We start from the raw sequence: 26,664 nt of genomic DNA on the forward strand, positions 1-26,664 counted from the left end.
AGCGACAATGGGCCGGTGAGCCCCGCACCCGATGCCGCCCAGCGCGATGCCGCGCACCAGCTCGACCTGACCCGCCGGATGCGCGAGGTCGAGGCCTCGATCCTCTCCCGGGCGCCCGAGCACGACCTCGAGCCCTCACTCGACCGCATCCGCGCCGTCATGGAGCTGCTGGGCGACCCGCAACGCACCTTCCCCGTCATCCACGTCACGGGGACCAACGGCAAGACGAGCACGTCGCGGATCATCGAGGCCCTCCTGCGCGAGCTCGGTCTGAACACCGGGCGCTTCACCTCACCGCACCTGCACTCGATGACCGAGCGCATCGCCATCGGTGGGCGCCCCATCGACGCCGAGAGGTTCCTCGCGGCCTACGACGAGGTGATCCCGTTCGTCGAGATGGTCGACGCCCGCTCGATCATCGACGGCGGGCCGGCGATGACGTACTTCGAGGTCATCGTCGCCGTCGCCTACGCCGCCTTCGCGGACCTGCCCGTCGACGTCGCGGTCATGGAGGTGGGCATGGGGGGTGCCTGGGATGCCACCAACGTCATCGACGCGCCGGTCAGCGTCATCACGCCCATCGGGCTGGACCACCAGCACTTCCTCGGCGACACCATCGAGCTCATCGCGACCGAGAAGGCCGGGATCATCAAGCCCGACGCGATCACGGTCATGGCCGTGCAACCCGAGCCGGATGCCGTCGACGTGCTGAGTGCGCGGGCCGCCGAGGTGGGTGCCCGGATCGTCGCCGAGGGGGTCGACATCGGGGTCACGGCGCGCGACGTCGCCTTCGGTGGCCAGCAGATCTCGGTGCGTGGGCTCGCCGCGGAGTACGAGGACCTGTTCCTGCCGCTGCACGGGACCCATCAGGCGCAGAACGCGGCGGTTGCCATCGCCGCGGTCGAGGCCTTCCTCGGCGGGGGAGAGCAGCCGCTCGACATCGACGTGCTGCGGGCAGGGTTGGCGACCGCCGAGTCCCCCGGGCGATTGGAGATCGTGCGGCGCAGCCCCACGGTGCTCGTCGACGCCGCGCACAACCCCGCGGGTGCCGAGGTGCTGGCCAGGGCCATCACCGAGTCGTTCACCTTCGCCCGCCTCGTCGGGGTCATCGCCGTGATGAAGGACAAGGACGCCCTCGGGGTGCTCCAGGCGCTCGAGCCGGTGCTCGACGACGTCGTCGTCACCCGCACGACCTCGCCACGGGCGATGACGCCCCGCCAGCTCGGGGAGCTCGCGGCCGAGGTGTTCGGGGAGCAGCGGGTCACGGTCGTCGAGGAGCTGCCGGACGCGCTGGACGTCGCGGCCGGGATGGCGGATGCCGATGGCGGCGTCAGCGGGGGAGTGCTTGCCACCGGGTCGGTCGTCACCGCGGCCGAGGTGCGGATGCTGCTCGGCACCACCGCCGTCTGACCGCACGGCGGGGCGCTTACCCTTGGGGACATGTCCCCGCTCCTCAAGCTGCTGCTCATCGTCGCCGCCGCGGTGCTGGTCTGGTGGGTCGTGACCTCGGTGCGCGCCAGCCGGGGCACTACCGGGACGACGTTCACGCCGGTCGACGAGCTTGCCCCCGAGGTGCAGCAGACCATCGACGCGGCGCTCTCGCGCGGTGAGCTGGTCGCGGCGATCAAGCACTACCGGGCTGCGACCGGGGCCGGGCTGGCCCAGTGCAAGGCCGCCGTGGAGACCCGGCGCTGGAAGGCCGGCGGATGACCCGACTCCCGTTCTACGGCCGTCAGGGAAAGTTCACCTTCCGGCTGCTCGCGATCACCCTGTTCGGACAGTCGATCATCCTGTCGTTCTTCGCCCTGGTCGCCCGTGGCAATGCGATCGCCGCCGGACGCCCGCAGGAGGGGGAGCGCCTCCTGTGGATCGGGCTGGGGCTGGCCCTGCTCGCCCTCGTCGCATCGGGCCTCATCCGCCGGCCCTACGGCATCACCCTCGGCTGGATCGTCCAGGCCCTCACCTGGGCCAGCGCCGTGGTCGTCACGGCGATGATCGGCGTCGCGCTCGTCTTCACGGCGTTGTGGCTGCTGCTGCTCGTGCAGGGGATGAAGGTCGACCGGATCGTCGCCGAGCGTGAGCAGTCAGAAGCCGGCGAACCCGCACCTGACGCGGCCTGAGGGCCGACTAGGGTGGGTGCGTGACCACCGAACGCTCCCTCGTCCTTGTCAAGCCCGACGGTTTCGCCCGCGGCCTCACCGGTGAGGTGCTGCGCCGCATCGAGGCCAAGGGGTACCGCCTCGTCGCCCTCCAGGTCGTGACCCCCGACCTCGAGCGCCTGCACGCCCACTACGCCGAGCACGAGGGCAAGCCGTTCTTCGAGCCGCTCGTCGAGTTCATGTCCTCCGGGCCGGTGACCGCCGTCGTCATCGAGGGTGAGCAGTGCATCGCCGGCTTCCGGGCCCTGGCCGGTGCCACCGACCCCACGGCCGCCCTTCCCGGCACGATCCGCGGTGACCTCGGGCGCGACTGGGGCGCCAAGGTGCAGAAGAACATCGTCCACGGCTCGGACTCGCCCGAGTCGGCCGCGCGCGAGGTCGGCATCTGGTTCCCCGAACTCTGACCCACCCACCCCGCCAACGTCGGCGCGGATGCCGTGCCACGGCATCCGCAGTGTCGTTCGCCGTCCGTGGCGGATAGGGTGAGAGCCATGGCTGACTTCGACGTCGTGGTGCTCGGTGCAGGTCCTGGTGGTTACGTCGCGGCGATCCGCGCGTCCCAGCTCGGGAAGAAGGTCGCGGTCGTCGAGAAGAAGTACTGGGGCGGGGTGTGTCTCAACGTCGGGTGCATCCCGAGCAAGGCGCTGATCAAGAACGCCGAGCTCGCCCACCTGCTCACGCACGACAAGAAGAAGTACGGCATCGAGGGCGACGCCACGATGTCCTACGGGCCCACCCACCAGCGCTCGCGCCAGGTCTCCGACGGCATCGTGCGCGGCGTGCACTTCCTCATGAAGAAGAACAAGATCGAGGAGATCGACGGCTGGGGCACCCTCACCGGCCCGTCCTCGATGGACGTCGCGCTCAACGACGGCTCGAGCCGCCAGCTGACCTTCGACCACCTCATCATCGCCACCGGTGCGACCACCCGGATGCTGCCCGGGGTCACCGTCTCGCAGAACGTCGTCACCTACGAGGAGCAGATCCTCGACCCGAACCTGCCCGGCTCGATGATCATCGCCGGGTCCGGGGCGATCGGCGTCGAGTTCGCCTACGTCATGAAGAACTTCGGGGTCGACGTGACGATCGTGGAGTTCCTCGACCGCATGGTGCCCACCGAGGACGCCGACATCTCCAAGGAGCTCGCCAAGCACTACAAGAAGCTCGGTGTCAAGGTCATGCTCTCCACGAAGGTCGAGGCCGTCGAGGACACCGGCTCGGGGGTGCGGGTCACCGTCTCCCCGGCGGCCGGTGGTGAGCAGCAGGTGCTCGAGGCCGACAAGTTCATGTCGGCGATCGGGTTCGCCGCGCGGGTCGACGGCTACGGTCTGGAGTCCACGGGCGTCGCCGTCACCGAGCGCGGCGTCATCGACATCGACGAGTACTGCCGCACCAACGTCCCCAACGTGTACGCCATCGGCGACTGCACGGGGAAGATGATGCTCGCGCACGTCGCCGAATCGATGGGCATCGTCGCCGCCGAGACCTTGGCCGGTGCAGAGACGATGCCGATCGACTACGACTTCATCCCGCGCGCCACGTACTGCCACCCGCAGATCGGGTCGTTCGGCTACTCCGAGGCGCAGGCCAAGGAGAAGGGGTACGACGTCAAGACGGCGACCTTCCCCTTCACGGCCAACGGCAAGGCCATGGGCCTGGGCGACGCCGTCGGCTTCGTCAAGGTCGTCGCCGACGCGACGCACAACGAGATCCTCGGCGCGCACATGATCGGCCCCGACGTCACCGAGCTGCTTCCCGTGCTGACCCTGGCCCAGAAGTGGGACCTCACCGCGGACGAGGTCGCCCGCAACGTCTTCGCGCACCCGACCCTGTCCGAGGCCGTCAAGGAGGCCGTCGAGGGCATCGTCGGCCACATGATCAACTTCTGACCGACCCCGGGCGGGTCCACCCAGGCGACTGGCGTGACGTCGGTGGGGTGACCGAGCAGCAGCCGTACGAGGTGATCGAGCAGCGTGACGGGTTCGGTCCCGACCAACCCGGACGTGCGTGTCCGGGCCGTTCCCGAGCGGGTGGCCGCCGCGGTGGCCTACCGCGGACGGTGGACCCGCTCCGCCTATGAACACCACCTCGATGAGCTGCAGGATGCCGTGGTCGCGGCCGGGTTCACACCTGTCGGGCCACCTCGGTTCGCCCGGTTCGACCCACCGTTCAAGCCGTGGTTCCTCCGGCGCAACGAGGTCGTCCAGGACGTGTCTCGCGCCTCCCAGGAGGGTCCCGGCGGGTAGGTCCGTGGCGAGCGCGCCGGGCCGGACGCCACCCGTCCGGGTGCCGGGTGCCGGGCCTCACCCGACAGCCACGGCCTCGCCCGGTGCAGCCGCCGAGCTCTTGCGCGCACGTCGGGTGCGCAGGCGCCCGCCGAGGACGACGAGGCCGACCCCCACGGCGACGATGACGAGGTTGACAGCGGCGTACCCGTAGAGCTCGACCGAGTCGTGGACGGCTGGGAAGGCCGACGGGAACGGGCCGAAGGCCGACCGCCCTTCGTGGGCCAGCCAGGACAACACCAGGCTCGTGGACTGGAACGTGAAGATCCAGGAGCCGACGGCGAGGTAGGTGAGGATAGCCGTGGGTCGGCGGTGGACGAGCAGACCGATGGGGAGTGCGAGGAGCACGGTGTAGACGAGGATCATGACGGCCTCCGATGGGATGGAAGTGCGGACCTGACGACCATCGCGCCGGCGGGTGGGCGACGGCATCCGCGCAGCCGCGAAGCGTCGGTCCGGATGTGCCGTACGTGCTGACCCTGATCCGCTCTGCACTGGTGCGTGTCACCATGTCCAGATGCGGGCCCGAACCGTGCGGGTGTGCACGGCCTTGGCAGCCGTCGTCGTTCTGGCGACGGTCGTCGTCGGCGTGGCGACGGGATCGACGGCCGACGTCCTCGCCGGTGTTCTCTCCCTCGCGGCGGTCGGGGTCGGGTTCGTGGTGGTGCGGGAGCAGCCGACGTCCGCTGTCGGCCCGGCCATGGCCTGGTGCGCTGCGGCCCCGCTCACGGTCGTGCTCGTCGAGGCGCTCGCGCAGTCGGCTGAGGGCGCTTCGTTGCCACCGGGGGCTTCTCTCGCGCAGGCGATCTCCGTCGGCATCTGGCCGCTCAACGTCGCGGGTCTGGTCGCCCTCCTGCTCGTCTTCCCGGACGGCCGACGCCCCGGGTGGCCGTGGAGGGCAGTCCCGGTACTCCTCCTTTCGGCGACGGGGGCCACCGTGTTCGCCCTGTGGGGCAGCCGCCAGGTCGGGGGCGAGGTGGTCGGCGCCCCGTCAGGGCCGGCTCGTGTCGTCGCGGTCATCGTGGGCCTTGCCCTCGTGGCCACGTGCGTCGGCCTCGGGGTCGCGTCGGTGATGCAGACCTATCGCCACGGTGACGAGCGGCGCCGTCTGCAGGTCAGGTGGCTGGCCCTTGCCGGCGTCGTGGCTGCCGCCCTCCTGGTCGCGGGCTGGGTCGCGGAAGGCCTCGGGGCGCCGCTGGCGCTCGCGTACACACCCCACCTCGTCGCCATCGTCGTGCTGGTGCCGGCAGCCGTGGGCGTCGCGATCCTGCGACACGACCTGTTCGACGTCGACCGCCTGCTGGGTGACACCGTGTCTGCTCTTGTCACCGCGTTCGCGTCGGCTGCGCTGTTCGGTGCGGTCGTGCTCGTCACGAGCCGGGCCGTGGGTGCCACCAGCGAGGTGACGACGGTGACGGCCGCGTTCGTCACAGCCTTGTTCCTGCTGCCCGTGCACCGCTGGATCTCGTCGGTCGTCGGCGCGGTGGTGGACCATGACCGTCACGTCGCCGTGGCCGGGGTCGAGCGCTTCGCGGCTGACGTGCGGGCAGGCCACCGAGAGCCCGAAGAGGTGCAGGCGGTGCTACGGACGGCCCAGCGCGACCCGGGCCTGACCCTGGCGCTCGTGAGGGTCGACGGCGCCTGGGTCGACCCGCAGGGCGTCGAGGTTCCCGAGCCGTATGGGGTGACGGTCGCCTCGGGTGGTGTCCCCATCGCCCGAATCCACCTCGACCACGACACCGCCCGGGCTCGGCGTCGGGTCGCCGACCTCGCGACCGCCGCCTGGGTGCCCATCGAGGTCAGCCGGCTGCGCCTCGGGCTCCGTGGCGCCGTGGCCGAGGCGGAGGCCAGCCGGGCCCGCCTCGTCGAAGCCGTTGCCGAGGAGCGGGTGCGTCTCGAGAGGGACCTCCACGACGGCGCCCAGCAGCAGATCGTCGCGACGGGGATGCGGCTGCGTAGGCTGCAGCGCGATCTGGACCCCGTTCTGGCGGCGGAGGTGGACACGGTCGTCGCGGACCTCGAGGAGACCGTCCGAGAGCTGCGGCGCCTGGCTCACGGGGTGCGACCGGCGCGCCTGGACGACGGACTCGGGCCGGCACTGGAGGCCGTGCGGGCCGCGAGCCCGGTGCCCGTCGACCTGGTCGTCGGTGATCTTCCACCAGCCGACGAGACGCGCACCGTCACCGCCTACCTCGTCGTCTCCGAGGCCGTCGCGAACGCCTTGAAGCACGCCCGCGCACGCCGCATCGACGTCGAGGTCGGGTCATCGGGGGACCGCATCGCGGTGGAGGTGCGTGACGACGGTGTCGGAGGCGCGCCCGTGGACGGACCGGCCTCCCTTCGCGACCGCGTGGCATCCGTGGGGGGCCAGCTCTCGGTCGAGAGCGTCGCGGGCCGGGGCACGACCGTGCGGGCGGTGATCTGACGTGCGGGGCCTGCGCATCGTGGTGGCAGATGACTCGGTCCTGTTCCGAGAGGGGTTGGTGCGACTGCTCGAGGACGCCGGCCACGACGTCGTCGCAGCAGTCGGCGATGCGGTGCTGTTGCGTTCTGCCGTTGCCGAGCACGAGCCCGACCTCGCCGTCGTCGACGTGCGGATGCCGCCCGGTGGCACCGACGACGGCGCCGTGGCGGCAGTCGAGCTCAGGTCGGCGTGGCCCGGGACCGGCATGCTCCTGCTCTCCCAGCACGTGGAGCTGCGGCACTGCCTGCCCCTGCTCGGGAGGCCGGGATTCGGATACCTGCTCAAGGAGAGCGTCCTGCACCTCGACGACTTCGACCGTGCCCTGCGCCGCGTGGCCGACGGGGGAGTGGCCCTGGACCCCGTCGTCGTCCAGGCGCTCGTGAGCGGCCAGTCCGCACCGTCGGTCGTCGGGCTGAGCGTGCGCGAGCGTGAGGTGCTCGCCCTCGTGGCCGAAGGGCTGTCCAACGCCCGCATCGCCGACCAGCTCCGGGTGTCCGATCGGACGGTCGAGGCCCACATGCGGGCCGTGTTCACCAAGTTCGGCCTCCCGGACGACGGGGACACCAACCGTCGTGTGCTCGCAGTCCTGGCCTTTCTGGAGGCCAACTCCCGGCCGTGAGACGGATGTGCGGGCCGCCCCCGACGGCGCCTGGGAGGGGGCCGCCTTGCCCGGCCCGGCACGCGGTGTCTACCGTCACCGCATGGCCCACCCTGCGACCTCGACCCCGCGGCTCGACGTACTCGTCATCGGGGGCGGTCCCGCCGGCCGCGCCGTCGCGGGGGAATGTGCCGGTCGGGGACTGCGCACCGCGCTGGTCGACCCGCAGCCCGACCGGCCCTTCACGGCCACCTACGGGTGCTGGGCGGCCGAGCTTCCCGTGGACCTCCCGGCGTCGGTGGTCGCGGCGCGCGCCCGGGGCCGGGCGGTGGCTCACCGCACCCATGCCCTCGGCTGGCAGTACGCGGTCTTCGACGTGCCCGCCCTGCGGAGCCACCTCGACGAGCGCCTCGCCGACGTCGTCGTCCACGCCGCCCGCGCCACCCATTCGCCCGGTCCTGGGCGCGTGGCGCTGGAGGGCGGCGGCGACCTCACGGCATCCGTCGTCATCGACGCGGCCGGTCGCTGGCAGCCACTCGGCGGCCGCCGGCCGGGGCGCCCCGGCCGGCCCGCGCGGGCCGAGGCCGAGCAGACGGCCTACGGCGTCGTCGTGCCTGCCGAGGTGGCGGCACCGCTCGTCCCCTCGGGTGAGGCGCTCTTCATGGACTGGCGGCCCGACCACGGCGAGGGCGGCTGGCCGACGTTCCTGTACGGCATCCCCGTCGGCGGTGGAGAGGTGCTGCTCGTGGAGACCTCGCTCGCGCGCCGCCCCGGCCTGCCGGTGCCGGTCCTGAGGCGGCGCCTGCTCGCGCGCCTGGCGCGCCATGGCATCCGAGTCCCTCCCGACGCGCGCACCGAGACCGTGCGCTTCCCGGTCGACCACCCGCGGCACGACAGCCCCGGGGTGCTCGGGTTCGGTGCCGCCGCGCCGCTGGTGCACCCGGCGACCGGCTTCAGCCTCGCCGCAGCCCTCCGGCTGGCCGGACCGGTCGCGGATGCCGTTGTCGCTCACCTCGACGCCGGGCCCGACGCCGGGCCCGAGGCCGCTCGCGGCCGCGCGCGACGTAGTCTGGCCCCCTCAGGCGAAGGCAGTTCACGGCTTTCGTCGGATCGGGCTCGAGGCCCTGCTGCGGATGCCGCCGAACGAGGTTCCGGGGTTCTTCGACGTCTTCTTCGAGCTTCCCGAGCAGCAGCGGTGGGACTACCTCACCGGTCGTGAGGACCTGCCGGGGACGATCCGGACCATGGCAGGGCTGTTCGCGGTGTCCGGGTGGCGGCTGCGTCGACGGCTCGTCGTCCCGGCCGTGCTGCCACCACTGCGCGCCAACGACGAAACCGCTGTCGCTACACGCCGGTCTCGACGTTGAGGACGTTTCCGTCCGGGTCCTCGAACCAGGCACTCTTGAAGCCGCCGTACGACGCGACCCCGTCAGCCCAGGCCAAGCCCTCGGCCTCGAAGGTCGTGAACGTGACACCCCGTTTGCGCAGGGTCTGCACCTCGGCGTCGAACTCGTCAGGGGCGATCTGGAACGACATCGCCGTGGCCCTGTTCGTCCCGGCGAACGAGGACGGGTAGACGAGGAAGACGGTCGAGCCGGCGGTGTAGACGACGCCCTCGGGCACGTCTCGCGGGCTGGTGAGGCCCAGCACCCCCTCGTAGAACGTCCGGGCGCGGTCCAGGTCGTTCACCGCGATGACGGCAATGCTGTCGTGGTCGCCGAGCATGGTTCCTCCACGGGCGGGCCGGGCGACCGTCGTCCGGTCGGCCCCTTCGAGCGTAGGGACCCCCTCGCGGGTCGTCCATGGCCCCAATTGACCATGGACCACCCGTCCGCCGGTCAGGCGAGGAAGGCGTCGATCTGGTTGATCGCGGACGTCGATCCTTCGACGACGCCCATGTCGAGGACGGTCTGCAGCCCTTCGGCGGTCTCGTACGTGCCGGTGAACACCGCCCGGGTGGCACCCTCGACCTCCTCGAACGCGTAGACGTTCGAGGAGACGGGCAGGGCCGGGTTGGGGACGAGGTCGTCGCCGGCGAACCCGTCGAGGAACGCGAAGCGCTGGGGCTCCACGACCTCGGTGATGTCCCAGTAGCCGGCGAACTTCTCGCCCTCCGGTGAGGTCATGTAGTAGGTCGTGCGAGTGCCTGCGCGAAGCTCGTGGTCGACGAAGGTCGCGGGGTACTCGGGCGGACCCCAGACCTGCTCGAGCTGGCGGGCGTCGGCGTACATCGCCCAGACGCGGGCAACGGGGGCCGCGAACTCCGCCGTGATGGTGAGGGTGCGGTTCTCGACGTCGGTGGTGATGTCGGTGACGGGCATGTCAGGTCTCCTTGCGCAGTAGGTCATCGATACGGGCGATCCGACCCCGCCACACGTCCTCGAGCTCGTCGAGCATCGAGGCGACGGAGCGGACCGCCACCACGTCGCCGCTGGCCAGCTGCTCGCGACCATGACGTCGCTTGGTGAGCAGCCCGGCGCGTTCGAGGACGGCGACGTGCTTCTGGACGGCGGCGAAGCTCATGTCATAGCTCGCCGCCAGGGTCGTGATCGAGCGCTCCCCGGCCAGGACGCGGCGCAGGATGTCGCGCCGGTGCGGTCGGAGAGCGCGTGGAACACCGCGTCCGCCCGCCCCTCGTCGCTTTCGCTCACGAGATTGATGTACAACCGAACGGTTGCATGTTGTCAAGTGTGGCGGATCTGACATCAGCCGTTCGTCTGGTTCGAACGGTCTCGCGGGTCGCTACGATGGGGGCTTCGCTGTTCGCTAGCAGGGGGAGAGGTCAGGTGTCGTCCGTCGTCGTCAAACGTGTCGCTGTCGTGGGTTGGGATGCCTTGTCGTGGGTCTTGGCTGCGCTGGTGTACTTCCTCCTCCGCTTCGACCTGACGCTCTCCGAACGGGTCTGGCAGGGCGTCCTCCTCTACACCGGGCTGGCGATTGCGCTTCAGGTCGCCGCGGGTTTCAAGTTCCACCTGTACCTCGGCCGAAGCCGGCTCGGCAGCTTCGACGAGGTCACCCTCCTGGGCGTCATCGTGGGCGGGGTCAGTGCGCTGTCGGCAGCCATCTTCATCCTGACCCAGCCGGTGTTCTCCCGTGGGGCGGCGCTGGTCATCCCGACGCTGGCGCTGATCATCATGGCGGCAGGCCGTTGGGTGTTCCGCACGGCGGTCGCGGACTCGCACCACGGGAACGTCGTCGGCTCGGTCCCAGCCGTCATCTACGGGGCGGGGGACGCGGGCCACCAGGTGGCACGTCTCCTCGCGACCTCCGATCAGGCCTCCTACTCCGTCGTCGGGTTCATCGACGACGACCCGGGCAAGCGGTACCTGCGGGTCCACGGGCAGCGTGTCCTGGGCCGGGGCCCGGACCTCGTCGACGTCGCGAGAAGGACCGACGCCGAGGTCGTGATCCTCGCCATCACCCAAGCTGAGCCCAGGTTCATCCAGGAGCTGGCCGACAGGTGTGCCCGGGCAGGTCTGAAGCTCGTCGTCGTCCCGCCGGTTCGCGAGATGATCGACGGGCGCGTCGACCTCGACAAGCTGCGCGGGTTCAACGTCGCAGACCTCCTCGGTCGCCGACCCGTGGAGACCGACCTGTCCGAGATCGCCGACCTCGTCAACGCCAAGGTCGTGCTCGTCACCGGGGCCGGTGGGTCGATCGGCTCGGAGCTGGCACGGCAGGTGCGGCTACTCGGGCCGTCTCGCCTCGTCCTGCTCGACCGCGACGAGTCGGCGCTGCACGCTGTCCAACTTCTGCTCTACGGCTCGGGTCTGCTCGACAGCGACGACCTCGTGCTCTGTGACATTCGCGACGATGCGGCGCTCGGCCGCGTCTTCGCCCGGCACCGGCCCGAGGTCGTCTTCCATGCCGCCGCCCTCAAGCACCTCCCGATGCTCGAGCGGTACCCGGAGGAGGGCTGGAAGACCAACGTCGTGGGCTCTCTCAACGTGCTCCGTTGCGCGAGGGAGAGCGGCGTGGGTCACTTCGTCAACATCTCCACGGACAAGGCCGCCGACGCGACGAGCGTGCTGGGCCAGACCAAGCGCCTCGCCGAGCGGCTCACCGCCTGGTACGCCCTCGAGACCGGTCTGCCCTACCTCTCGGTCCGCTTCGGAAACGTCCTCGGCTCGCGCGGGTCGGTGCTCGACGCCTTCCGGGCCCAGATCGAGCGCGGTGGTCCCGTCACGGTCACCCACCCCGACGTCACGCGCTTCTTCATGACCATCCCCGAGGCGTGCGAGCTCGTGCTCCAGGCCGGCGCGATCGGCCAGCCGGGCGATGTCCTCGTGCTCGACATGGGCGAGCCGGTGCGCATCGTCGACGTCGCCCGTCGGCTCATCTCCGAGTCCCAGCGCGACATCGCCATCGAGTACACCGGGCTGCGGCAGGGCGAGAAGTTGCACGAGGTGCTGCTCAGCGGCACCGAGCAGGGCACGCCGAGCGAGCACCCCCTGATCACCCAGGTCTCGGTGCCGTCGCTGGACCCCGTCGAGGTCCTTGTCGACGACGCCGCACACGACCACCTCGGCGACCTCCTCCGGCAGCAGATGGCGGACAGTGCCATTCCGCAGCGCGCCGACGCCGGGCCCGCGGACGGGTCGCCGTGAGTACGCCGCTCGGCGCCGTGGGGGATGCCGTCGTCGCGGTCGTCGGGCTGGGGTACGTCGGGCTTCCGCTCGCCGTCGAGTTCGGCAGGCTTCGTGAGGTGATCGGCCACGACATCGACAGCGCCCGCGTCAAGGAGCTGCGCGACGGCCACGACCACACCCTCGAGGTCCCCCCGAACGAGCTGGCGGAGGCGTCGCGCCTGCGCTTCACCGACGACCCGGCCGACATGGCGCCGGCGAACGTCTACATCGTCACGACGCCGACGCCCATCGACGAGCACAATCAGCCCGATCTCACCCCGGTCCTGTCCGCGACGGAGGCGATCGCCCACACGCTGCGCGCGGGTGACGTCGTGATCTACGAGTCGACCGTCTACCCGGGCGCCACCGAGGAGCGGTGCGTGCCGGTGCTCGAGGCGGTCTCCGGGCTGACGTTCAACCGTGACTTCTTCGTGGGCTACAGCCCGGAGCGGATCAACCCGGGCGACCGGGAGCACCGCTTGCCGACCATCGTCAAGGTGACCTCGGGGTCCACACCCCAAGTGGCCGACTTCGTCGACGACCTCTACCGCACGATCATCACGGCCGGCACGCACCGCGCGCCGTCGATCCGGGTCGCCGAGGCGGCCAAGGTCATCGAGAACACCCAGCGCGACGTCAACATCGCCCTCATCAACGAGCTCGCGGTGCTCTTCGACCGGCTCGGCATCGACACCGAGGACGTGCTGCTCGCCGCCGGCTCCAAGTGGAACTTCCTGGGCTTCCGCCCCGGCCTCGTCGGGGGTCACTGCATCGGGGTCGACCCGTACTACCTCACCCACAAGGCGCAGGCCGTGGGGTACCACCCCGAGATCATCCTCGCGGGCCGGCGGATCAATGACTCGATGGGCGGCTACGTCGCGTCTCAGCTCGTCAAGAGGATGACGAAGGACGGCATCCCCGTGCAGGGTTCCAGGGTGCTCGTGCTCGGCCTGACCTTCAAGGAGAACACCCCCGACCTGCGCAACTCCCGCGTCGTCGACATCATCCGCGAGCTCGAGGACTACGACATCGCGGTGGACGTGCTCGACCCGTGGGCCGACCCGCAGGAGGCAAAGGACCACTATGAGGTCGACCTGGTCCCCACACCGGAGCCGGGGGCGTATGCCGGCATTGTGATCGCCGTCGCCCACCGCCAGTTCGCCGATATGGGGGCCGCGCGCATTCGCGAGCTCGGCACGCCCGAGGCTCACGTGCTGTACGACCTCAAGTACGTCCTGGACCGGGACGACTCGGACCTGCGCCTGTGAGCGAGCGCATCCACCTCTCGTCCCCTGACGTGACCGAGGCCGAGGAGCGAGCTTTGGTGCGGGCGATCCGCTCAGGCTGGGTGGCGCCCCTTGGCCCCGAGGTCGACGCGTTCGAGGAAGAGCTCGCGGCCTACTGCGGGCGGGAGCACGCCGTGGCGCTGTCGTCGGGGACGGCGGCACTGCACCTGGGGCTGCTGACGCTGGGCGTGGGGCCCGGCAGCGCGGTCCTCACCTCGACGATGACTTTCGCCGCGACGGCCAACGCGATCACGTACACCGGGGCCGAGCCCGTCTTCGTCGACTGCGACGGGACGGGGAACATGAGCCCCGACCTTCTGGCCGAGGCGTTCGAGCGGGTGACCGCGGACGGCATCCCGGTGTCGGCGGTGGTCCCCGTCGACCTGGTCGGGAAGGTCGTCGACCACGAGCGGATCGACGCGCTCGCCGCGCAGCACGGCGTGCCCGTGCTCTCGGATGCCGCGGAGTCCCTCGGCGCCACGCTCGCCGGACGGCCCGCCGCGTCCTACGGGCAGGTGGCGGCGGTCTCCTTCAACGGCAACAAGGTCATGACGACCTCGGGGGGTGGCGCGCTGCTAACCGACGACGAGGCCGTGGCCCTGCGCGTGCGGTACCTCGCGACCCAGGCGCGCCAGCCGGTCGTGCACTACGAGCACACCGAGGTCGGGTACAACTACCGGATGTCCAACCTGCTGGCCGCCCTGGGCCGGGCGCAACTGGGCCGCCTCGACGAGATGGTCGAGCGGCGCCGCCTGCACCGGGCGCGCTACCGCGAGCTGTTCGCCGACGTCCCCGGGGTCAGCGTCTTCGGTGAGCCCTCTGGAGGCGCCGGCGACGTGACCAGGGACAACATCTGGCTGACGTCGGTGCTCGTGGACCCGGCGGTGGCCGGCTTCCGTGCCGACGACCTGCGCGAGGCGCTCGCCGCGGCCGACATCGAGGCCCGGCCGTTGTGGAAGCCGATGCACCTCCAGCCGGCCTTCTCGGCGGCGCGAGCGGTCGTCGACGGCACGAGCGAGCGGCTGTTCGCGACCGGGCTCTCGCTCCCGAGCGGCTCGGTGCTCGACGACGAGCAGGTTGAACGGGTGCACGACACAATCCGGCGATTCCTCGGAGGTTCGCTTGGATGCTGAGCAGGCACGGCGCCGACGGCGCTACGACGCGCTCAAGCGGGGCGTGGACGTCGTCGTGAGCGCCACGGGTCTCCTCGTCAGCGCACCGGTGCAGCTGGTGACCGCCGGGGTGGTGCGCGTCGCCCACGGGCGCCCCGTGGTTTTCCGCCAGCCACGCCCGGGTCGCGACGGGGTAATCTTCGAGCTCGTGAAGTTCCGCACCATGCGGCATCCGGACGCCACTCACGTCTCGGATGCCGACCGCCTCACCTCCGTAGGTCGGTTCCTGCGTTCCACGAGTCTGGACGAGCTGCCCACCCTGTGGAACGTGCTCAAGGGCGACATGAGCCTGGTCGGGCCGCGTCCGTTGCTCGTGGAGTACCTTCCGCGCTACAGCCCCGAGCAGGCCAGGCGCCATGAGGTACGCCCCGGGGTGACGGGGTTGGCGCAGGTGTCGGGTCGCAATGGCCTGTCCTGGGAGGAGAAGTTCGCCCTGGATGTGGAGTACGTGGGCCGGCGGAGCCTGCGCCTCGACCTGGAGATCCTGCTGCGCACGGTCCGGTCAGTGCTCGGGCGGCGGGGGATCAGCGGCGAGGGCGAGGCGACCATGAGCCCGTTCCTCGGGTCCACCTCGAGCCCGATGGGTCACGATGTCGCCTGAGCAAGTCGTCGTCATCGGTGCGTCGGGGTTCGGGCGGGAGTGCCTCGACGTGCTGGAGGCCATGGCTGAGGCCGGGTCCCCTGTCGATGTGGCCGGGGTGGTGGACGACGGGCCCTCCGAGCTGAACCTGGGGCGGCTCGCGGCGCGCGGTGTCGCCTACCTTGGCACCGTCGATGACTGGCTCGTTGCGAGCGAGCCCATGGCGAGGTACGTGCTCGGGATCGGCCGTCCGCAGGTGCGGCGACGGGTGGCCGTTCGGCTCGACGAGGCCGGGGCGCGACCGTTCACGGCAGTCCACCCCAGCGCGACGTTCGGCAGCCGTGTCGCCACAGGGGAGGGGCTCGTCGTCTGCGCGGGGGCGGCGATCTCGACGAACGCTCGCCTCGGTCGCCACGTCCACATTAACCCGAACGCGACGATCGGGCACGATTCAGTTCTCCGCGACTTCGTCTCGGTCAACCCCGGTGCCGTCGTCTCGGGTGAGGTGATCATCCGCGGGGGGACGCTCGTGGGCGCGAGCGCGACGATCCTCCAAGGCCTGAGTGTCGGCGAAGGCACCATCGTCGGAGCCGGGTCCGTCGTCACGCGTGACGTCCCAGATGCTGCGGTCGTCAAGGGTGTGCCGGGCCAGTGGGACCGAACGTGACTGACTTCTCTTCGCACGCGGACACATGGTCTTCGCCGTTCGCGCGGCGGCGCGCGTCGGGCGACCTGTGGGTTCACCCCGTCGTGAGCCCTCGGTATTACCGCTACTACTTGGATGGCCTCGGGGCCGTCTACGGTCGGACGCCGAAACTGAGGACCAAAGGGTTTCCGGAGCTTAGGGATCCCAAGGAGGGTATGGCAGTCATCCTCCCTGATGGGCTGCGGCTCTTCATCGCGGCCAACGACTTCGCAGTCGTCGACCCAGCCGTCGTGGCTTGGGCCGATGTCGTGGGTCAGGTCAACGTCGATCCCGCAATCTCGTACTCGCCCAAAGTCATTCCGATCGGCCCGAGCTTCGGGCTTCCGTGGCGATCCCGGCCGTCGCTTGCCTCCTTCGTCCTTCGGTCGGGCGCGATGGCTGCCCCGTCCCGAGTGCCGGCCATGCTCCGCGACTACCTGCGGGACCACGGAGATCGAGCACCCCTCAGCGACTTTGGTCCCTCCCTGAGCGCTGAGCACGAGGTCTTCTTCATTGCGAACTATTGGAACAACGCCCCGGCCGCCAACGAGCGTAGGTTGCGCTTTGTCCGCGCAGTGCGGCGAAGGCCAAGCCTCGCCCTCACCGGCGGGTTTCGAAGCAGGGTGGACCTCCCAGAGGCCTACACCTCCTACCGGCTGGACACGCCCGTCGACCATAGGGAGTATCTGCGCAGGACGAAGAAGTCGACTTTCGTCTTCAACACGCCTGCCGTCCACGACTGCTTGGGCTGGAAGCTGGGGGAGTTCCTGGCGCTCGGAAAAGCCATCATCTCAACGCCTCTTGGGCGCACGATGCCAGGCGATTTCCGCCCGGGCGAGCACGTCCACGTGGTCGATGGGTCGGAGGATTCCATCCTCGCGGCCATTGATCGCTTGTGCGAGGATCGGGAGTACCGTCGGCGTCTTGAGGAGTCTGCTCGGCGCTATTGGGAGCAGTATCTCCGTCCGGAGGTCGTGATTCGACGGATGGTGGACTCAGCAGGAGGCGTAGGATGAGCGACCAGTTCCCTGGGCAGCTTGGTGACGGGGCTTCTGGGCCCAATGCGAAGCTCTGGGGGGTCATCGTCACCTTCCACCGGCCAGACACGCTCGTCACGACGTTGGCTCAGATTGCTGCCCAGACCCGACCAGTTGATTGTCTCGTCGTGGTGGACAACGGATCGGACCACAGCGCCCGAGTGGCGGCTGAAGCAGCGGGGGCCGTCTACGTCGACTCGGGATCCAACCTGGGTCCCGCGGGCGGCATATCGATAGGGATGAAGGAGATCCTCAAGGAGGCAGGCGACGACGACTGGCTGGTCCTGTTTGACGACGATGACCCGCCGCGCACCCTCGACGTACTCGAGCGGCTCTGGGACTTCGGTCATCGGCGGCACAGCGAAGATGTCCGAACCGCAGCGATCGGGATGGTGGGCGCCCGGTATGACTTCAGACGCGGGATCACCCGGCGCGTCAAGGATGCCGAGTTGCACGGACCGGTCGCAGTCGACTACATCGGTGGAGGTCAGCTCCCCATGTTTCGGTGTGCGGTACTGCGAGAGGCCGGTGTCTTCGATGAGCGGCTGTTCTTCGGATTCGAAGAGCTCGAATACGGGCTTCGCCTTCGGCGGGCGGGCTACTCCCAATACGTTGACGGAGGAATGTGGCTGGCCGAACGCGAGTTTCATCAGCGCACGGGACTCGACGGATCGCGCCTGAGGACGTCGCGCAACGTTGCCGCCTGGCGTCGGTACTACTCCGTGCGGAACGCGGTACTGATCGCTCGAACGCAGTGTGGGCTGGCGACCGCCGTCGTGGTCGCGGCCGGAGGCTTAAAGGGCACAGTGGCTCTGGCCCGCGCTCGTCGTCCGCTGTCGGAGTGGCTCGTTCCTCTGCGTGGTGCTGTCCACGGGTTGAGGGGGATGACTGGGAGGCAAGTTGAGCCGGGGCACAATCCCGCCAAGGATCGTGCCCCGGCGTCCCCAAACTGAGGGCCGCATACTTGCGGCCGGCGTCTTGGGTCTTGGGGAAGTCGCTCGGTCTCCGAGTTCGTATCTCTCGGGCTCAACTCTGCTCCTCCAGTGCAGCGTCTGAGTGTGACCTGAATCGCCCCGGGTCTGGTGGAGGCTCTCAATCCATAGAGGATGAGAGTTATGGCAGCACCCAAGAAGTACGGCGAGGAGTTGCGTGAGCGCGCGACGCGGATGGCTGTGGAGTTGAGGCAGGACCCGGCGACCAGGTCAGGGGCGATCTCTCGCGCGGCCGGCCAGCTTGAAATGCATCCGGAGACCCTACGCAACTGGGTCCGACAGGCCGAGATCGACGGGGGCACCCGGCCGGGCACCACGACCAGCGACGCGGAACGGTTGGCGGAGCTGGAGCGGGAGAACCGCGAGTTGCGTCGTGCCAACCACATCTTGAGGACGGCTTCGGCTTATGTGGGTGATCGGTGTCAAGCGGGGGTCGGGGCGAGTCGTTTGAGGAGGGCTTCGTAGGCGTCGCGGCGGCCGGTCTGGCCTTTGGCGGCGGCGTCGTCGCGTTGGGCTTGGAGGGTGGGGCGGTGCTCGATGGTGGTGAAGAACATGGTGCAGGACTCGCAGATCGTCTCGTAGCGGCAGTCGAGCTCCAGGGGGCGGGTGCAGTAGCCGTTGCCGAGCAGCCGCTTGGTGGCCTCGGCGCGAAGGGCGTGCATGGCCGGTCCGGCCGCGTCGTCGGGGAGCACGGCGGGCCGGCTGGTGGCGTACAGGGTCTCGACCTTCTTGGTGACGGCGAAGTACTCGTCGGCGACGGTGCGGTCAGCGATCCGGGCGTACACCATGGTCATCGACAGGTCGTGGTGACCGAGCAGGGCAGCGATGGCTTCCAGGCTCATCCCGCGGTTGATGGCCTGGGTGGCCAGGGTGTGGCGCAACTGGTGCGGGTGGACGTGCCCGAGCCCTGCTGCGGTGGCGGCCTTCTGGACGGCCTTGTCGACCCGGGTCGGTGGGATCGGGCGGCCTCGCTCGGTCAGCAGCACGGTGCTGGCCTGCCAGTCCGGGCGGGCGGCGATCCACGCGTCGAGCAGGTCCTTCAGCTGGGGGTGTAGCGGGATGTACCGGTCGGTGTGCAGCTTGCCGACCGGGGTGCGTAGCCAGTACCCGGTGCCGATCTGCACGACGGCGTCGACGCTGAGCCCGAGCAGCTCGCCGCGGCGCATCCCGGTGCGGGCCAGGGCCAGGACGATGAGCCGGTCGAGCGGGTCGGGCAGGTTCTTGGCGGCGGTGATGAACGCGGCGGCCTGGGCGTCGTCGAGGAACTTCGGCAGGGGCTTGTCCAGGCGGGGCCGGTCGGTGCCGTACACCGGGATCCGGGTGGGGGCGTCGTCATAGTCCCACTCGATGATCCGGGTGAAGAAGGTGTGCAGGTGGCCCATCCGCATCCCCAGGGTGGTCTTCGTCAACGGTTTGCCGCGGTAGCCGGGCCGGTCAGCCAACTGCGCCTTGAATGCTTCGACGTGCTCACGGTTGATGTCGCGCACCCGGGTGACCGGCGGGTCCGAGGCCACCAGGGCGGTCGCGAACTGACGCAGGGTCGTGTCGAACAGGGCCACCGAGGATGCCCGCAGCGACAGGGAGCACTGGTGCAGGTAGCGGCGCATCGTGGTGACCATGACCGGTGCCATGGAGGTGAGGTCGTCCCAGTCGACCTCGTTGGCGGGGTGGCTGCTCCAGCGGCGCCGGATGTCCGGGGCGGGTGCCTGCCCGCGGTGGAACATCACTGCGTCGAGCCCGAACAGAGGCGTCGACAGCGACTGGGGTCGGTACCCGCGCTGCGCGATGACGGTGTCGTGCACTGCGGCCCTGACCTGGTGGTACTGCGTCGCGGCTAGCCCTTGAGGGCTGGTCCCGGTGACGACGCAGATCTTCGCGAGCCAGGCCCACATTCGGCCGATCTCTCTGTCGCAGAACCCAAGTGAACAGGCCTGCGCCTGGAACGTGTCTGCCTGCTGCGGGTAGGCGTCGCGCAGGTACTTGCCCCATCGGCAGCCGGAGGCGACGACGAAGTCGACGTCCACCGCGACACCGCAGGCGATCACGGCGCGCCCTGCGAACGAGGCGACCTCGGTGCGGACCTGTCGTCGCTCGGCCACTGACGCCGCGCGCCAGCCCTGCAGGTCCCCGAACCTGCGCCGGAAGGCTTCGACTCCGGCACGCCGGATCCGGCGCGCGCAGGGCGTGGCCCCAGCTTGGACGTAGGTGCGGGCCACGGCCGCCAACGACAGCGCGACCGGCACCGGCACCGGCACCGGCACCGGCACCGGCACCGGCACGGCCGTCTCGTCAGGGGTTGGGGTGTGGACTGCTGTCGCGGGGGTGCTCACGGTTCCTCCTCGTGTAGGCCATCGAGGATGGCCATCGCCCGCTGGTACTCCCCGGCGAGCCAGTCGTTGGACAGGTGCAGGTACACCCGGGTGGTTTCGATCGAGGCGTGCCCGGCCTGGGCCTGGATCGCCTCGAGCGCCATCCCGGCCTCGCGCAGCCGGGTGAAGCAGGTGTGCCGCAGCTCGTGGCAGGACGCATGCGTCAGCCCGGCCCGGCCCCGGGCGCCGGCCATAACCTCATCGAGCCCGGCCGCGGTCAACGGCCGCCCACGGTTGGGTCCCTTCAGAACCACGAAGACGTGGTCGTGGATCGCCTCGGTAGGCCGCTCACTGCTCAGGTAAGCGGCCAGGGTGGTGAAGAAGACATCGGCGACCGGGACGAGGCGTTGATGCCCGCCCTTGCCGTCCGCGACGAACACCCGCCGGTCCCCGACCTGCACATGCTCGAACCGCAGCCCCAGGACCTCGCACCGGCGCAGCCCACCATGGACCATCAACGCGACCATCGCCCGATCCCGCTCGGTACGCAGCGCCCCGGTCAAGGCGCTCACCTCCGCGGGCGCGAGCACGCGCGGCAGCTTGCGCGGTGCCCGCACCAGCGGCGCCCCACGCCGCCCGCCGTGGCCTCGCCCGTCAGGTCGGGCATGACGTGCACCCAGGCTGCGCGGAACGGGATTGCGGTCACAGATCCCACGCAAGAACAGGTAGTCAAACAGCGAGGACACCGTGGCCAGCCGTCGCTTGATCGTCGACGCGGCCAAGCCCGCCTCGCCATCGGCGAGGCGGATCACGTTGCCACCACGACGAGGGGCACGCTGGGCCTCGATGAAGAACAGCACGTCCGTGACCGTGACCTGCTGCGGCGTCTTGGGCACCACCGTGAAGAAGACCTTCAGGTCGAACGCCTGCGCCGTCAACGTGTTCGCCCGCACCCGCGCCGCGGTGAACCTCAGGTACTCATCGACCAGCGGATCACCCAAGCTCGGCGCGCTACCCACCGGGCGCACCAGGCACGGCATGAACGACCCGAAATCAGACGTCGCAACCTCCTCGATGAATGACTCACCACGAGCCTCCACCCGCGACTGGGAACCACCCGGGACCAACGCGCCGATCACCTACATATCAAGCCTTTCTTCGCGGCGGAGCTCGACCGCCCCACCACCAGGTAGTGGCCTACATCGACGCGCACCGTCACGACGTGGTCGATGAGCGCGAAGTCGGGGTCGAGCCGATCTGCGCCGAGCTGAAGAAGGCCGGCGTCACGATCGCCCCGAGTGGCTACTACGCGTCCAACCTGACTTTGATCAATCGCTTAGTGCGTGATTCTTGAAGGCGTCGAGGATGGCTTGCTGGGCGGGCGGGACCTGAGGGGCGAAGGTCTGGGTGGCGGCGTTGATCGCGATGGTCGCTGAGCGCAGCGGCCGCAGTTGCCGGATGACGTTGCGGATCGCGAGCCCGCTACGGGACTGAACCTCACGGGACAGGGCCAGCGCGGTGAACACGACGGTCAGGTGCGCCTCGATCGCGTCCCGGGTGTGGTTGAACATGGGTCTGGCTCGCAGGTCGGTCTTGGACATCCGGAAGGACTGCTCGACGTGCCACAGCTCGTGGTAGCTGGCGATGACTTCACCGGCGGGCATGACCTCGGCGGGGATGTTCGTGACGTACCCCTTCAGCCCCTCGAGCCGCCTTGCTCTGGCCAGCGACGCCTGATCCAGGGTGCGGGCCCCGTTGCTGGTCTTGACGAACCGGGGTGTGCGGGCGGCCTTCTCTCCGGCGACGACGGCCTTGGCGCGGTTCTCCTGCAGGGTCAGCGTCTTGGCGTCGCGGGCGGCGCGTTTGGCGGAGTACGCCCACACGGCCCGCCACGACCCGGTGTGAGACTCCCCCCGGACCGAGGAGGCATCGGCTATAAGGAGAGTCATGCCAGAGAAGAGACGGAAGTTTGATCGGGAGTTCCGGGAGGGTGCGGTCAGGCTGGTCAACGAGACCGGTAAGAACGTGGCCGCCGCGGCCCGTGACCTGGGCATCAACGAGGGCACCCTGGGTAACTGGGTGGCACTGGATACTGGATCGGCAGGCCCGCGAAGGGACCAAGGGCTTGAACACCGGTGACATCGAAGAGCTCAAGCGGTTGCGGGCGGAGAACGCCGAGCTGCGGATGGAGCGCGATGTCCTCAAGCGCTCCGTGGTCCTGTGGGTGAAGGAGGCGACGAAGTGAGCGTGGCACGCTTCATCGCCGACCAGAGGACGCTGTACCGGGTGCCCGTCGCGTTCACCTGCCTGATCCTCGGGGTGAGCATCTCGTGGTTCTACAAATGGCTCGACCGCGGCCCAACCAGGCGGCAGCGCCGCCGGGCCAAGGTCGACGCGGCGGTGGCCGCGGCGTTCAAGGACTCCCGTGGCCTGCACGGCTCGCCGAGGGTGCACGTCGACCTACGCGCCAAGGGCTGGACGGTCAGTGAGAGGACCGTCGCGGACTCGATGCGCCGCCAAGGTCTGGTGGCGCGAATCATCAAGCGCCGCAGCGGTTTGACCAAGCAGGACAAGGGCGCGCCACTGTTCCCGGATCTGGTGAGGCGGGACTTCACCGCCTCCGCGATGAACGAGAAGTGGGTCGGTGACATCACCGAGATCCCGACCGCGCGCGGCAAGCTGTACCTGGCCACCGTGATCGACCTGTACAGCCGGCGGCTGCTGGCCGCCGCGACCAGTCTCCACCCGGACGCGGAGCTGGCCGGCGCGGCGATCAAGATGGCGGCCGCGGTCCGCGGCGGCCGCGAGCACATCAAGGGGATCATCTTCCACAGCGACCGAGGCAGCACCTACACCGCGAAGAACTACACCCGGCTGTGCGCTGATCGGCTCGGCATCCGCCAGAGCATGGGACGTGTGGGTTCGTGCTTCGATAATGCTGCCGCCGAGGCGTTCTTCTCCACCCTCGAGTGGGAAGTGCTCTCCCGCAACGAGTTCCGCGACCCCGACCACGCCCGGCAGGTCGTCCTTGAGTGGTGCCACGAGTTCTACAACACCACCCGTCGACACTCCAGTGCCAAGATGATGTCACCCGTCGACTACGAACCACCCGCGTCCTCGAACCCGAGGCCGCATAGAGAAGCCCTCCACGATTCGGGGGGAGCCTCAGGCAGGTGTCCACCTCGATGCGCACCGACTTGGCGCTGGATGCCCTCGATATGGGCTTGTGGGCCAGGCAGCGGTGCGGCCAAGATGTCGCCGGGCTGACGCACCACAGCGACCGAGGCGTGCAAGGCGGATTCAACTGGTCGTCGCAACACCTTGATCACGGAGGTGTGTGATGGCGACGAGCGACTGGAGCAGGAAGACGAGCGATGCGCCTGAGGGGCTGCGGCGGCAGTGGCGTGCTGATCGGGCGTTGCGGCCGGCGATGCGCTCACCGGGGCGACCTGACCCCTCGCGGGTGGTGCAGCGGCAGTTCTGGCGGCTGATCGCCACGGGCGTTACGACGGCGGAGGCATCGATCGCTGTCGGGGTGTCGGTCCCGGTGGGGATGCGTTGGTTTCGTCACGCTGGCGGCATGCCGCCGATCAGCCTTGCCGAGCCCACAGGGCGCTATCTGACCTTCGAGGAACGCGAGGAGATCGCGATCCTGCGTGCAAAGGACAAGGGCGTGCGTGAGATCGCCCGGGCGATCGGTCGCGACCCGGGGACCGTGTCGCGCGAACTACGCCGCAACGCGGCCACCAGGAGCGGGACGCAGGACTACCGCGCTGGTGTAGCGCAGTGGAAGGCGCAGCAGGCCGCGAAGCGACCGAAGACCGCGAAGCTGGTGACCAACGACCGGTTGCGTGAGTACGTGCAGGACCGGCTCGCAGGGAACGTCCGTCGTCCCGACGGCACGATCGTGGCGGGTCCGACACCGCCGCCGTGGAAGGGGCTGAACAAGCCCCACCGGGCGGACCGGCGATGGTCCACGGCGTGGAGCCCGGAGCAGATCGCGCACCGGTTGAAGGTCGAGTTCCCCGATGATGAGTCCATGCGGATCAGCCACGAGGCGATCTACCAGGCGCTGTTCATCCAAGGTCGTGGCGCGCTCAAGCGCGAGCTGGTGACGTGCCTGCGCACAGGGCGGGCGTTGCGGCAGCCCAGGGCCAGGTCGCGCAACAAGCCCCAAGGGCATGTCACCCCCGACGTCGTGTTGAGCGAGCGGCCCGCAGAGGCCGAAGACCGCGCCGTCCCCGGCCACTGGGAGGGCGACCTGATCATCGGCACCGGCCGCTCCGCGATCGGCACGCTCGTCGAGCGCTCCAGCCGCGCCACGCTCTTGGTGCACCTGCCGCGTATGCAGGGCTGGGGCGAGAAGCCGCACGTCAAGAACGGGCCAGCCCTCGGCGGATACGGTGCCGTGGCCATGAACGCGGCGCTCACGGCGTCGATGACGAAACTGCCACAGCAGCTACGCAAGACACTGACCTGGGACCGCGGCAAGGAGCTGTCGGGTCACGCCCTGCTCGCACTTGAGACCGGAACGAAGGTGTTCTTCGCCGACCCCCACTCACCCTGGCAGCGCCCGACGAATGAGAACACCAACGGTCTGCTACGGCAGTACTTCCCCAAGGGGACCGACCTGTCGCGCTGGTCCGCCGACGACCTCGAAGCCGTCGCTCACGCCCTGAACAACAGACCCCGAAAGATCCTCGGCTGGCGAACCCCCGCCGAGGTCTTCGACGAGCAACTACGATCCCTTCAACAACCCGGTGTTGCAACGACCCCTTGAACTCGCCCAATATCGAGCGATTCGCTACACCGAGCGGCTCGCCGAGGCTGAGGCCGTGGCTTCCGTCGGGTCCAAGGGCGATTCGTACGACAACGCGATGGCCGAGGCGCTGAACTCGGTGTTTAAGGCCAAGTGCATCCGCAACCCCGATAAGCGCCCCCAGGGCGGCTGGAAGTCAGTTCGCAATGTCGAGATCGCCGACGCCGAGTACGCCGACTGGTTCAATCACCGACGCCTTCACGGCGAGATCGGCTTCGTCCCACCAGCCGACTTCGCGGTTCGAAACGCCACACGCCGGTCAAGCATCGCCGCATAGAGCGCGGCAAGTTGTGGCTCCGAGGCGGCCCACTCAGCTGTCGTCACGGTCAATCGCGTCGGCGCAGTCACGATCCGGCTCAATAGATTGGTGAGAGGCTCGTCGCGCCCCAGGAAGGGGCCGCGGCCCTCCGGAAATGAGGGTCGGACTGGTTCGCGAAGGGCATGACCATGGGTTGCGCGGCAGAGAGAAGCTACTGGTGGGTGCCGGCGTTGCCTTCACGTCGCCTCCACACGCTCGAAGAAGGCCACCATCTCGTGGCTGACCCGCTCGATGGTGAAGCGCTCCTCGAACCGTGCCCTGCCGAGCCGTGCTCGGGCCTGCGCCGTGGCGGGGTCGGTGAGCACGGCGACGAGCGCAGCGGACAGGGCGCGCGGGTCGGCGACGGGCGTGACCACCCCGACGGCATCCTCCTCGGAGCCGAGCACCTCGAGGGTCGTGGGGATGCCGGTCGCGACGATCGGGCACCCCACCGCCAGCGCCTCGATGAGCACCCCGCCGAACCCCTCCCGTTCGGACGGGAAGCACAGGACGTCCGCCGCTGCCATGAGATCGGCGACGTCGCTCCGGTGACCGAGGAAGCGCACGTCGCAGCCCGAGGCAGCCGCCTGCTCTCGCAGTGAGGGCCCCGAGCGGCCGTCCTTCCCGGCGAGGAGCACGGCGATCTCCGGAACGGACTCCCGGACCGCGGGGAGCGCCGCGATGAGGTGCTGGAGCCCCTTCTGCGGTTCGAGCCGACCGACGGCGATCACGAGCGGGACGTCGTCGCCGAGTCCCAGCTTCGCGCGCACCCGGTGACCCGTGGCGTCCGGACGGAACAGCAACGCACGGGGGTCCCGGCCCCTCGGGATGACGTCGACGAGCTCGCGCCGCAGGCCGAGCCGGGGCGAGACGGCATCCGCGACAGCACCCGAGATGGCATGGAAGCGTGTCGCGAACCGAGCCGTCGCGGCGTCCGCCCCGCGCGCAAGCGCCAGCCGGGCCGCAGGTGACTCCGCCCGGTGCGAGGCGCCGTAGGAGTCGTTGACCAGGCTCGTCGAAGCGGGGACCCCCCGCAGCCGGGCGGCGGTGCGGCCCGCGACGTCGGCCTCGAAGAGCGTGGTGTGCACGATCGTGGGCCGCACCGCGCGGATCGTGTCGAGGACGGCCCGGATGTTGCCGACCCGTCCGGATGCCGTGGCGCGGCGGTGCACGACCGCACCGCCCGCCTCCAGCCGGTAGGCGAGGTCCAGCCGCCGGCCGAGGGGGAGCACGTGCAGGTCGATGCCGCTGCCGACCAGCCCGGGCGCCAGCTCGACCAGTGACGTCTCGGCGCCCCCCGGTGCCAGGGAGTCGATGACGTAGAGGACACGGAGCGCGGGCATCGTCGGGCC

Annotated in this window: 25 protein-coding genes and 5 pseudogenes; 22 read left to right on the forward strand and 8 right to left on the reverse strand. The window is 69.7% G+C overall.

All coding sequences use genetic code 11. The annotated features are described in order from the left end of the window. Positions 1–15 precede the first annotated feature (15 nt). The 6 genes from C8E84_RS00115 to C8E84_RS00140 all read left to right on the forward strand — a co-directional run bounded on the left by C8E84_RS00115 (position 16) and on the right by C8E84_RS00140 (position 4,405). Positions 16–1,410: a bifunctional folylpolyglutamate synthase/dihydrofolate synthase gene (locus C8E84_RS00115; RefSeq protein WP_246196690.1), complete on the forward strand. Its 1,395-nt coding sequence runs from the start codon at positions 16–18 to the stop codon at positions 1,408–1,410. 30 nt (positions 1,411–1,440) lie between these two features. Continuing rightward, positions 1,441–1,710: a hypothetical protein gene (locus C8E84_RS00120; RefSeq protein WP_159898461.1), complete on the forward strand. Its 270-nt coding sequence runs from the start codon at positions 1,441–1,443 to the stop codon at positions 1,708–1,710. Next, on the forward strand, positions 1,707–2,120 hold the full coding sequence (locus tag C8E84_RS00125; protein WP_159898462.1) for a DUF4233 domain-containing protein: 414 nt from the start codon (positions 1,707–1,709) through the stop codon (positions 2,118–2,120). Before C8E84_RS00120 ends, C8E84_RS00125 begins: the two co-directional genes overlap by 4 nt. Before the next feature lie 20 nt (positions 2,121–2,140). Next, complete coding sequence (gene ndk / locus C8E84_RS00130) at positions 2,141–2,563, forward strand: nucleoside-diphosphate kinase (protein WP_159898463.1); 423 nt, start codon at positions 2,141–2,143, stop codon at positions 2,561–2,563. Positions 2,564–2,650: 87 nt separating this feature from the next. Then, positions 2,651–4,048 carry a dihydrolipoyl dehydrogenase gene (gene lpdA, locus C8E84_RS00135; RefSeq protein ID WP_159898464.1) on the forward strand — a complete coding sequence of 466 codons (1,398 nt, stop codon included), beginning with the start codon at positions 2,651–2,653 and terminating at the stop codon, positions 4,046–4,048. A gap of 84 nt (positions 4,049–4,132) precedes the next feature. Then, positions 4,133–4,405 (forward strand): heme-binding protein, encoded by a 273-nt coding sequence (locus C8E84_RS00140; protein ID WP_159898465.1) that lies wholly within the window; start codon positions 4,133–4,135, stop codon positions 4,403–4,405. A 57-nt stretch (positions 4,406–4,462) separates the two neighbouring features. Here C8E84_RS00140 and C8E84_RS00145 read toward each other — a convergent pair whose 3' ends face one another. Next, a complete protein-coding gene (locus C8E84_RS00145) occupies positions 4,463–4,810 on the reverse strand; it encodes a hypothetical protein (RefSeq protein WP_048693726.1) in 348 nt (115 codons plus the stop codon). A 151-nt stretch (positions 4,811–4,961) separates the two neighbouring features. Between C8E84_RS00145 and C8E84_RS00150 the strand changes: the two genes are divergently transcribed. The 3 genes from C8E84_RS00150 to C8E84_RS00160 all read left to right on the forward strand — a co-directional run bounded on the left by C8E84_RS00150 (position 4,962) and on the right by C8E84_RS00160 (position 8,725). Next, on the forward strand, positions 4,962–6,869 hold the full coding sequence (locus tag C8E84_RS00150; protein WP_159898466.1) for a sensor histidine kinase: 1,908 nt from the start codon (positions 4,962–4,964) through the stop codon (positions 6,867–6,869). Positions 6,870–6,891: 22 nt separating this feature from the next. Beyond that, on the forward strand, positions 6,892–7,527 hold the full coding sequence (locus C8E84_RS00155) for a response regulator transcription factor (RefSeq protein ID WP_343041283.1): 636 nt from the start codon (positions 6,892–6,894) through the stop codon (positions 7,525–7,527). 82 nt (positions 7,528–7,609) lie between these two features. Beyond that, positions 7,610–8,725 (forward strand): lycopene cyclase family protein, encoded by a 1,116-nt coding sequence (locus C8E84_RS00160; protein ID WP_211675305.1) that lies wholly within the window; start codon positions 7,610–7,612, stop codon positions 8,723–8,725. A 125-nt stretch (positions 8,726–8,850) separates the two neighbouring features. Here C8E84_RS00160 and C8E84_RS00165 read toward each other — a convergent pair whose 3' ends face one another. From C8E84_RS00165 to C8E84_RS00175, 3 genes and pseudogenes are all read right to left on the reverse strand, one after another. Further along, complete coding sequence (locus C8E84_RS00165; protein WP_159898467.1) at positions 8,851–9,231, reverse strand: VOC family protein; 381 nt, start codon at positions 9,229–9,231, stop codon at positions 8,851–8,853. A gap of 113 nt (positions 9,232–9,344) precedes the next feature. After that, positions 9,345–9,827: an SRPBCC family protein gene (locus C8E84_RS00170; protein ID WP_159898468.1), complete on the reverse strand. Its 483-nt coding sequence runs from the start codon at positions 9,825–9,827 to the stop codon at positions 9,345–9,347. Position 9,828: 1 nt separating this feature from the next. After that, positions 9,829–10,157, reverse strand: a pseudogene (locus tag C8E84_RS00175) (ArsR/SmtB family transcription factor). 207 nt (positions 10,158–10,364) lie between these two features. Between C8E84_RS00175 and C8E84_RS00180 the strand changes: the two are divergent. From C8E84_RS00180 to C8E84_RS18465, 8 genes and pseudogenes are all read left to right on the forward strand, one after another. Further along, complete coding sequence (locus tag C8E84_RS00180; protein WP_246196691.1) at positions 10,365–12,113, forward strand: polysaccharide biosynthesis protein; 1,749 nt, start codon at positions 10,365–10,367, stop codon at positions 12,111–12,113. Then, on the forward strand, positions 12,110–13,402 hold the full coding sequence (gene tviB / locus C8E84_RS00185; protein WP_159898470.1) for a Vi polysaccharide biosynthesis UDP-N-acetylglucosamine C-6 dehydrogenase TviB: 1,293 nt from the start codon (positions 12,110–12,112) through the stop codon (positions 13,400–13,402). Before C8E84_RS00180 ends, tviB begins: the two co-directional genes overlap by 4 nt. Continuing rightward, positions 13,399–14,553, forward strand: a complete 1,155-nt coding sequence (locus tag C8E84_RS00190) for a DegT/DnrJ/EryC1/StrS family aminotransferase (protein WP_159898471.1) — start codon at positions 13,399–13,401, stop codon at positions 14,551–14,553. Before tviB ends, C8E84_RS00190 begins: the two co-directional genes overlap by 4 nt. Next, a complete protein-coding gene (locus C8E84_RS00195) occupies positions 14,543–15,193 on the forward strand; it encodes a sugar transferase (protein ID WP_159898472.1) in 651 nt (216 codons plus the stop codon). The genes C8E84_RS00190 and C8E84_RS00195 overlap by 11 nt, the downstream gene beginning before the upstream one ends. Then, entirely contained in the window at positions 15,183–15,839 is a 657-nt protein-coding gene (locus C8E84_RS00200) for an acetyltransferase (protein WP_159898473.1), read from the forward strand. Before C8E84_RS00195 ends, C8E84_RS00200 begins: the two co-directional genes overlap by 11 nt. Continuing rightward, positions 15,836–16,873, forward strand: a complete 1,038-nt coding sequence (locus tag C8E84_RS00205) for a glycosyltransferase (RefSeq protein ID WP_159898474.1) — start codon at positions 15,836–15,838, stop codon at positions 16,871–16,873. Before C8E84_RS00200 ends, C8E84_RS00205 begins: the two co-directional genes overlap by 4 nt. Next, a complete protein-coding gene (locus tag C8E84_RS00210; protein WP_159898475.1) occupies positions 16,870–17,847 on the forward strand; it encodes a glycosyltransferase in 978 nt (325 codons plus the stop codon). The genes C8E84_RS00205 and C8E84_RS00210 overlap by 4 nt, the downstream gene beginning before the upstream one ends. Before the next feature lie 162 nt (positions 17,848–18,009). Continuing rightward, a pseudogene (locus tag C8E84_RS18465) lies at positions 18,010–18,294 on the forward strand (transposase); the annotation flags it as partial. A gap of 14 nt (positions 18,295–18,308) precedes the next feature. Here C8E84_RS18465 and C8E84_RS00220 read toward each other — a convergent pair. Together C8E84_RS00220 and C8E84_RS00225 are read right to left on the reverse strand one after the other, a co-directional pair. Continuing rightward, a complete protein-coding gene (locus C8E84_RS00220; protein ID WP_211675308.1) occupies positions 18,309–20,216 on the reverse strand; it encodes a tyrosine-type recombinase/integrase in 1,908 nt (635 codons plus the stop codon). Next, entirely contained in the window at positions 20,213–21,196 is a 984-nt protein-coding gene (locus C8E84_RS00225; RefSeq protein WP_246196692.1) for a tyrosine-type recombinase/integrase, read from the reverse strand. Before C8E84_RS00225 ends, C8E84_RS00220 begins: the two co-directional genes overlap by 4 nt. Before the next feature lie 152 nt (positions 21,197–21,348). Here C8E84_RS00225 and C8E84_RS00230 point away from each other — a divergent pair. Next, positions 21,349–21,510 (forward strand): annotated as a pseudogene (locus C8E84_RS00230) (IS3 family transposase); the annotation flags it as partial. Between the two features lie 13 nt (positions 21,511–21,523). On the opposite strand, the pseudogene C8E84_RS00235 reads toward C8E84_RS00230, so the two are convergent. Beyond that, positions 21,524–22,105, reverse strand: a pseudogene (locus C8E84_RS00235) (IS1634 family transposase); the annotation flags it as partial. A 37-nt stretch (positions 22,106–22,142) separates the two neighbouring features. Between C8E84_RS00235 and C8E84_RS18470 the strand changes: the two are divergent. The 4 genes and pseudogenes from C8E84_RS18470 (at position 22,143) to C8E84_RS00255 (ending at position 25,291) form a co-directional block, all read left to right on the forward strand. Next, on the forward strand, positions 22,143–22,334 hold the full coding sequence (locus C8E84_RS18470; RefSeq protein WP_159898478.1) for a transposase: 192 nt from the start codon (positions 22,143–22,145) through the stop codon (positions 22,332–22,334). Positions 22,335–22,442: 108 nt separating this feature from the next. Continuing rightward, positions 22,443–23,288, forward strand: a pseudogene (locus C8E84_RS00245) (IS3 family transposase); the annotation flags it as partial. A gap of 247 nt (positions 23,289–23,535) precedes the next feature. Next, positions 23,536–24,975 (forward strand): IS30 family transposase, encoded by a 1,440-nt coding sequence (locus C8E84_RS00250; protein WP_425495938.1) that lies wholly within the window; start codon positions 23,536–23,538, stop codon positions 24,973–24,975. 97 nt (positions 24,976–25,072) lie between these two features. Next, the gene (locus C8E84_RS00255; RefSeq protein ID WP_425495961.1) at positions 25,073–25,291 is read left to right on the forward strand and encodes a hypothetical protein; all 219 of its coding nucleotides are present in this window, start codon (positions 25,073–25,075) and stop codon (positions 25,289–25,291) included. Between the two features lie 218 nt (positions 25,292–25,509). Here the strand turns inward: C8E84_RS00255 and C8E84_RS00260 are convergent, their stop codons facing one another. Then, positions 25,510–26,655, reverse strand: a complete 1,146-nt coding sequence (locus C8E84_RS00260) for a glycosyltransferase family 4 protein (RefSeq protein WP_159898481.1) — start codon at positions 26,653–26,655, stop codon at positions 25,510–25,512. Positions 26,656–26,664 lie beyond the last annotated feature (9 nt).

This window comes from Ornithinibacter aureus, from assembly GCF_009858245.1.
GTDB lineage: Bacteria > Actinomycetota > Actinomycetes > Actinomycetales > Dermatophilaceae > Fodinibacter > Fodinibacter aureus.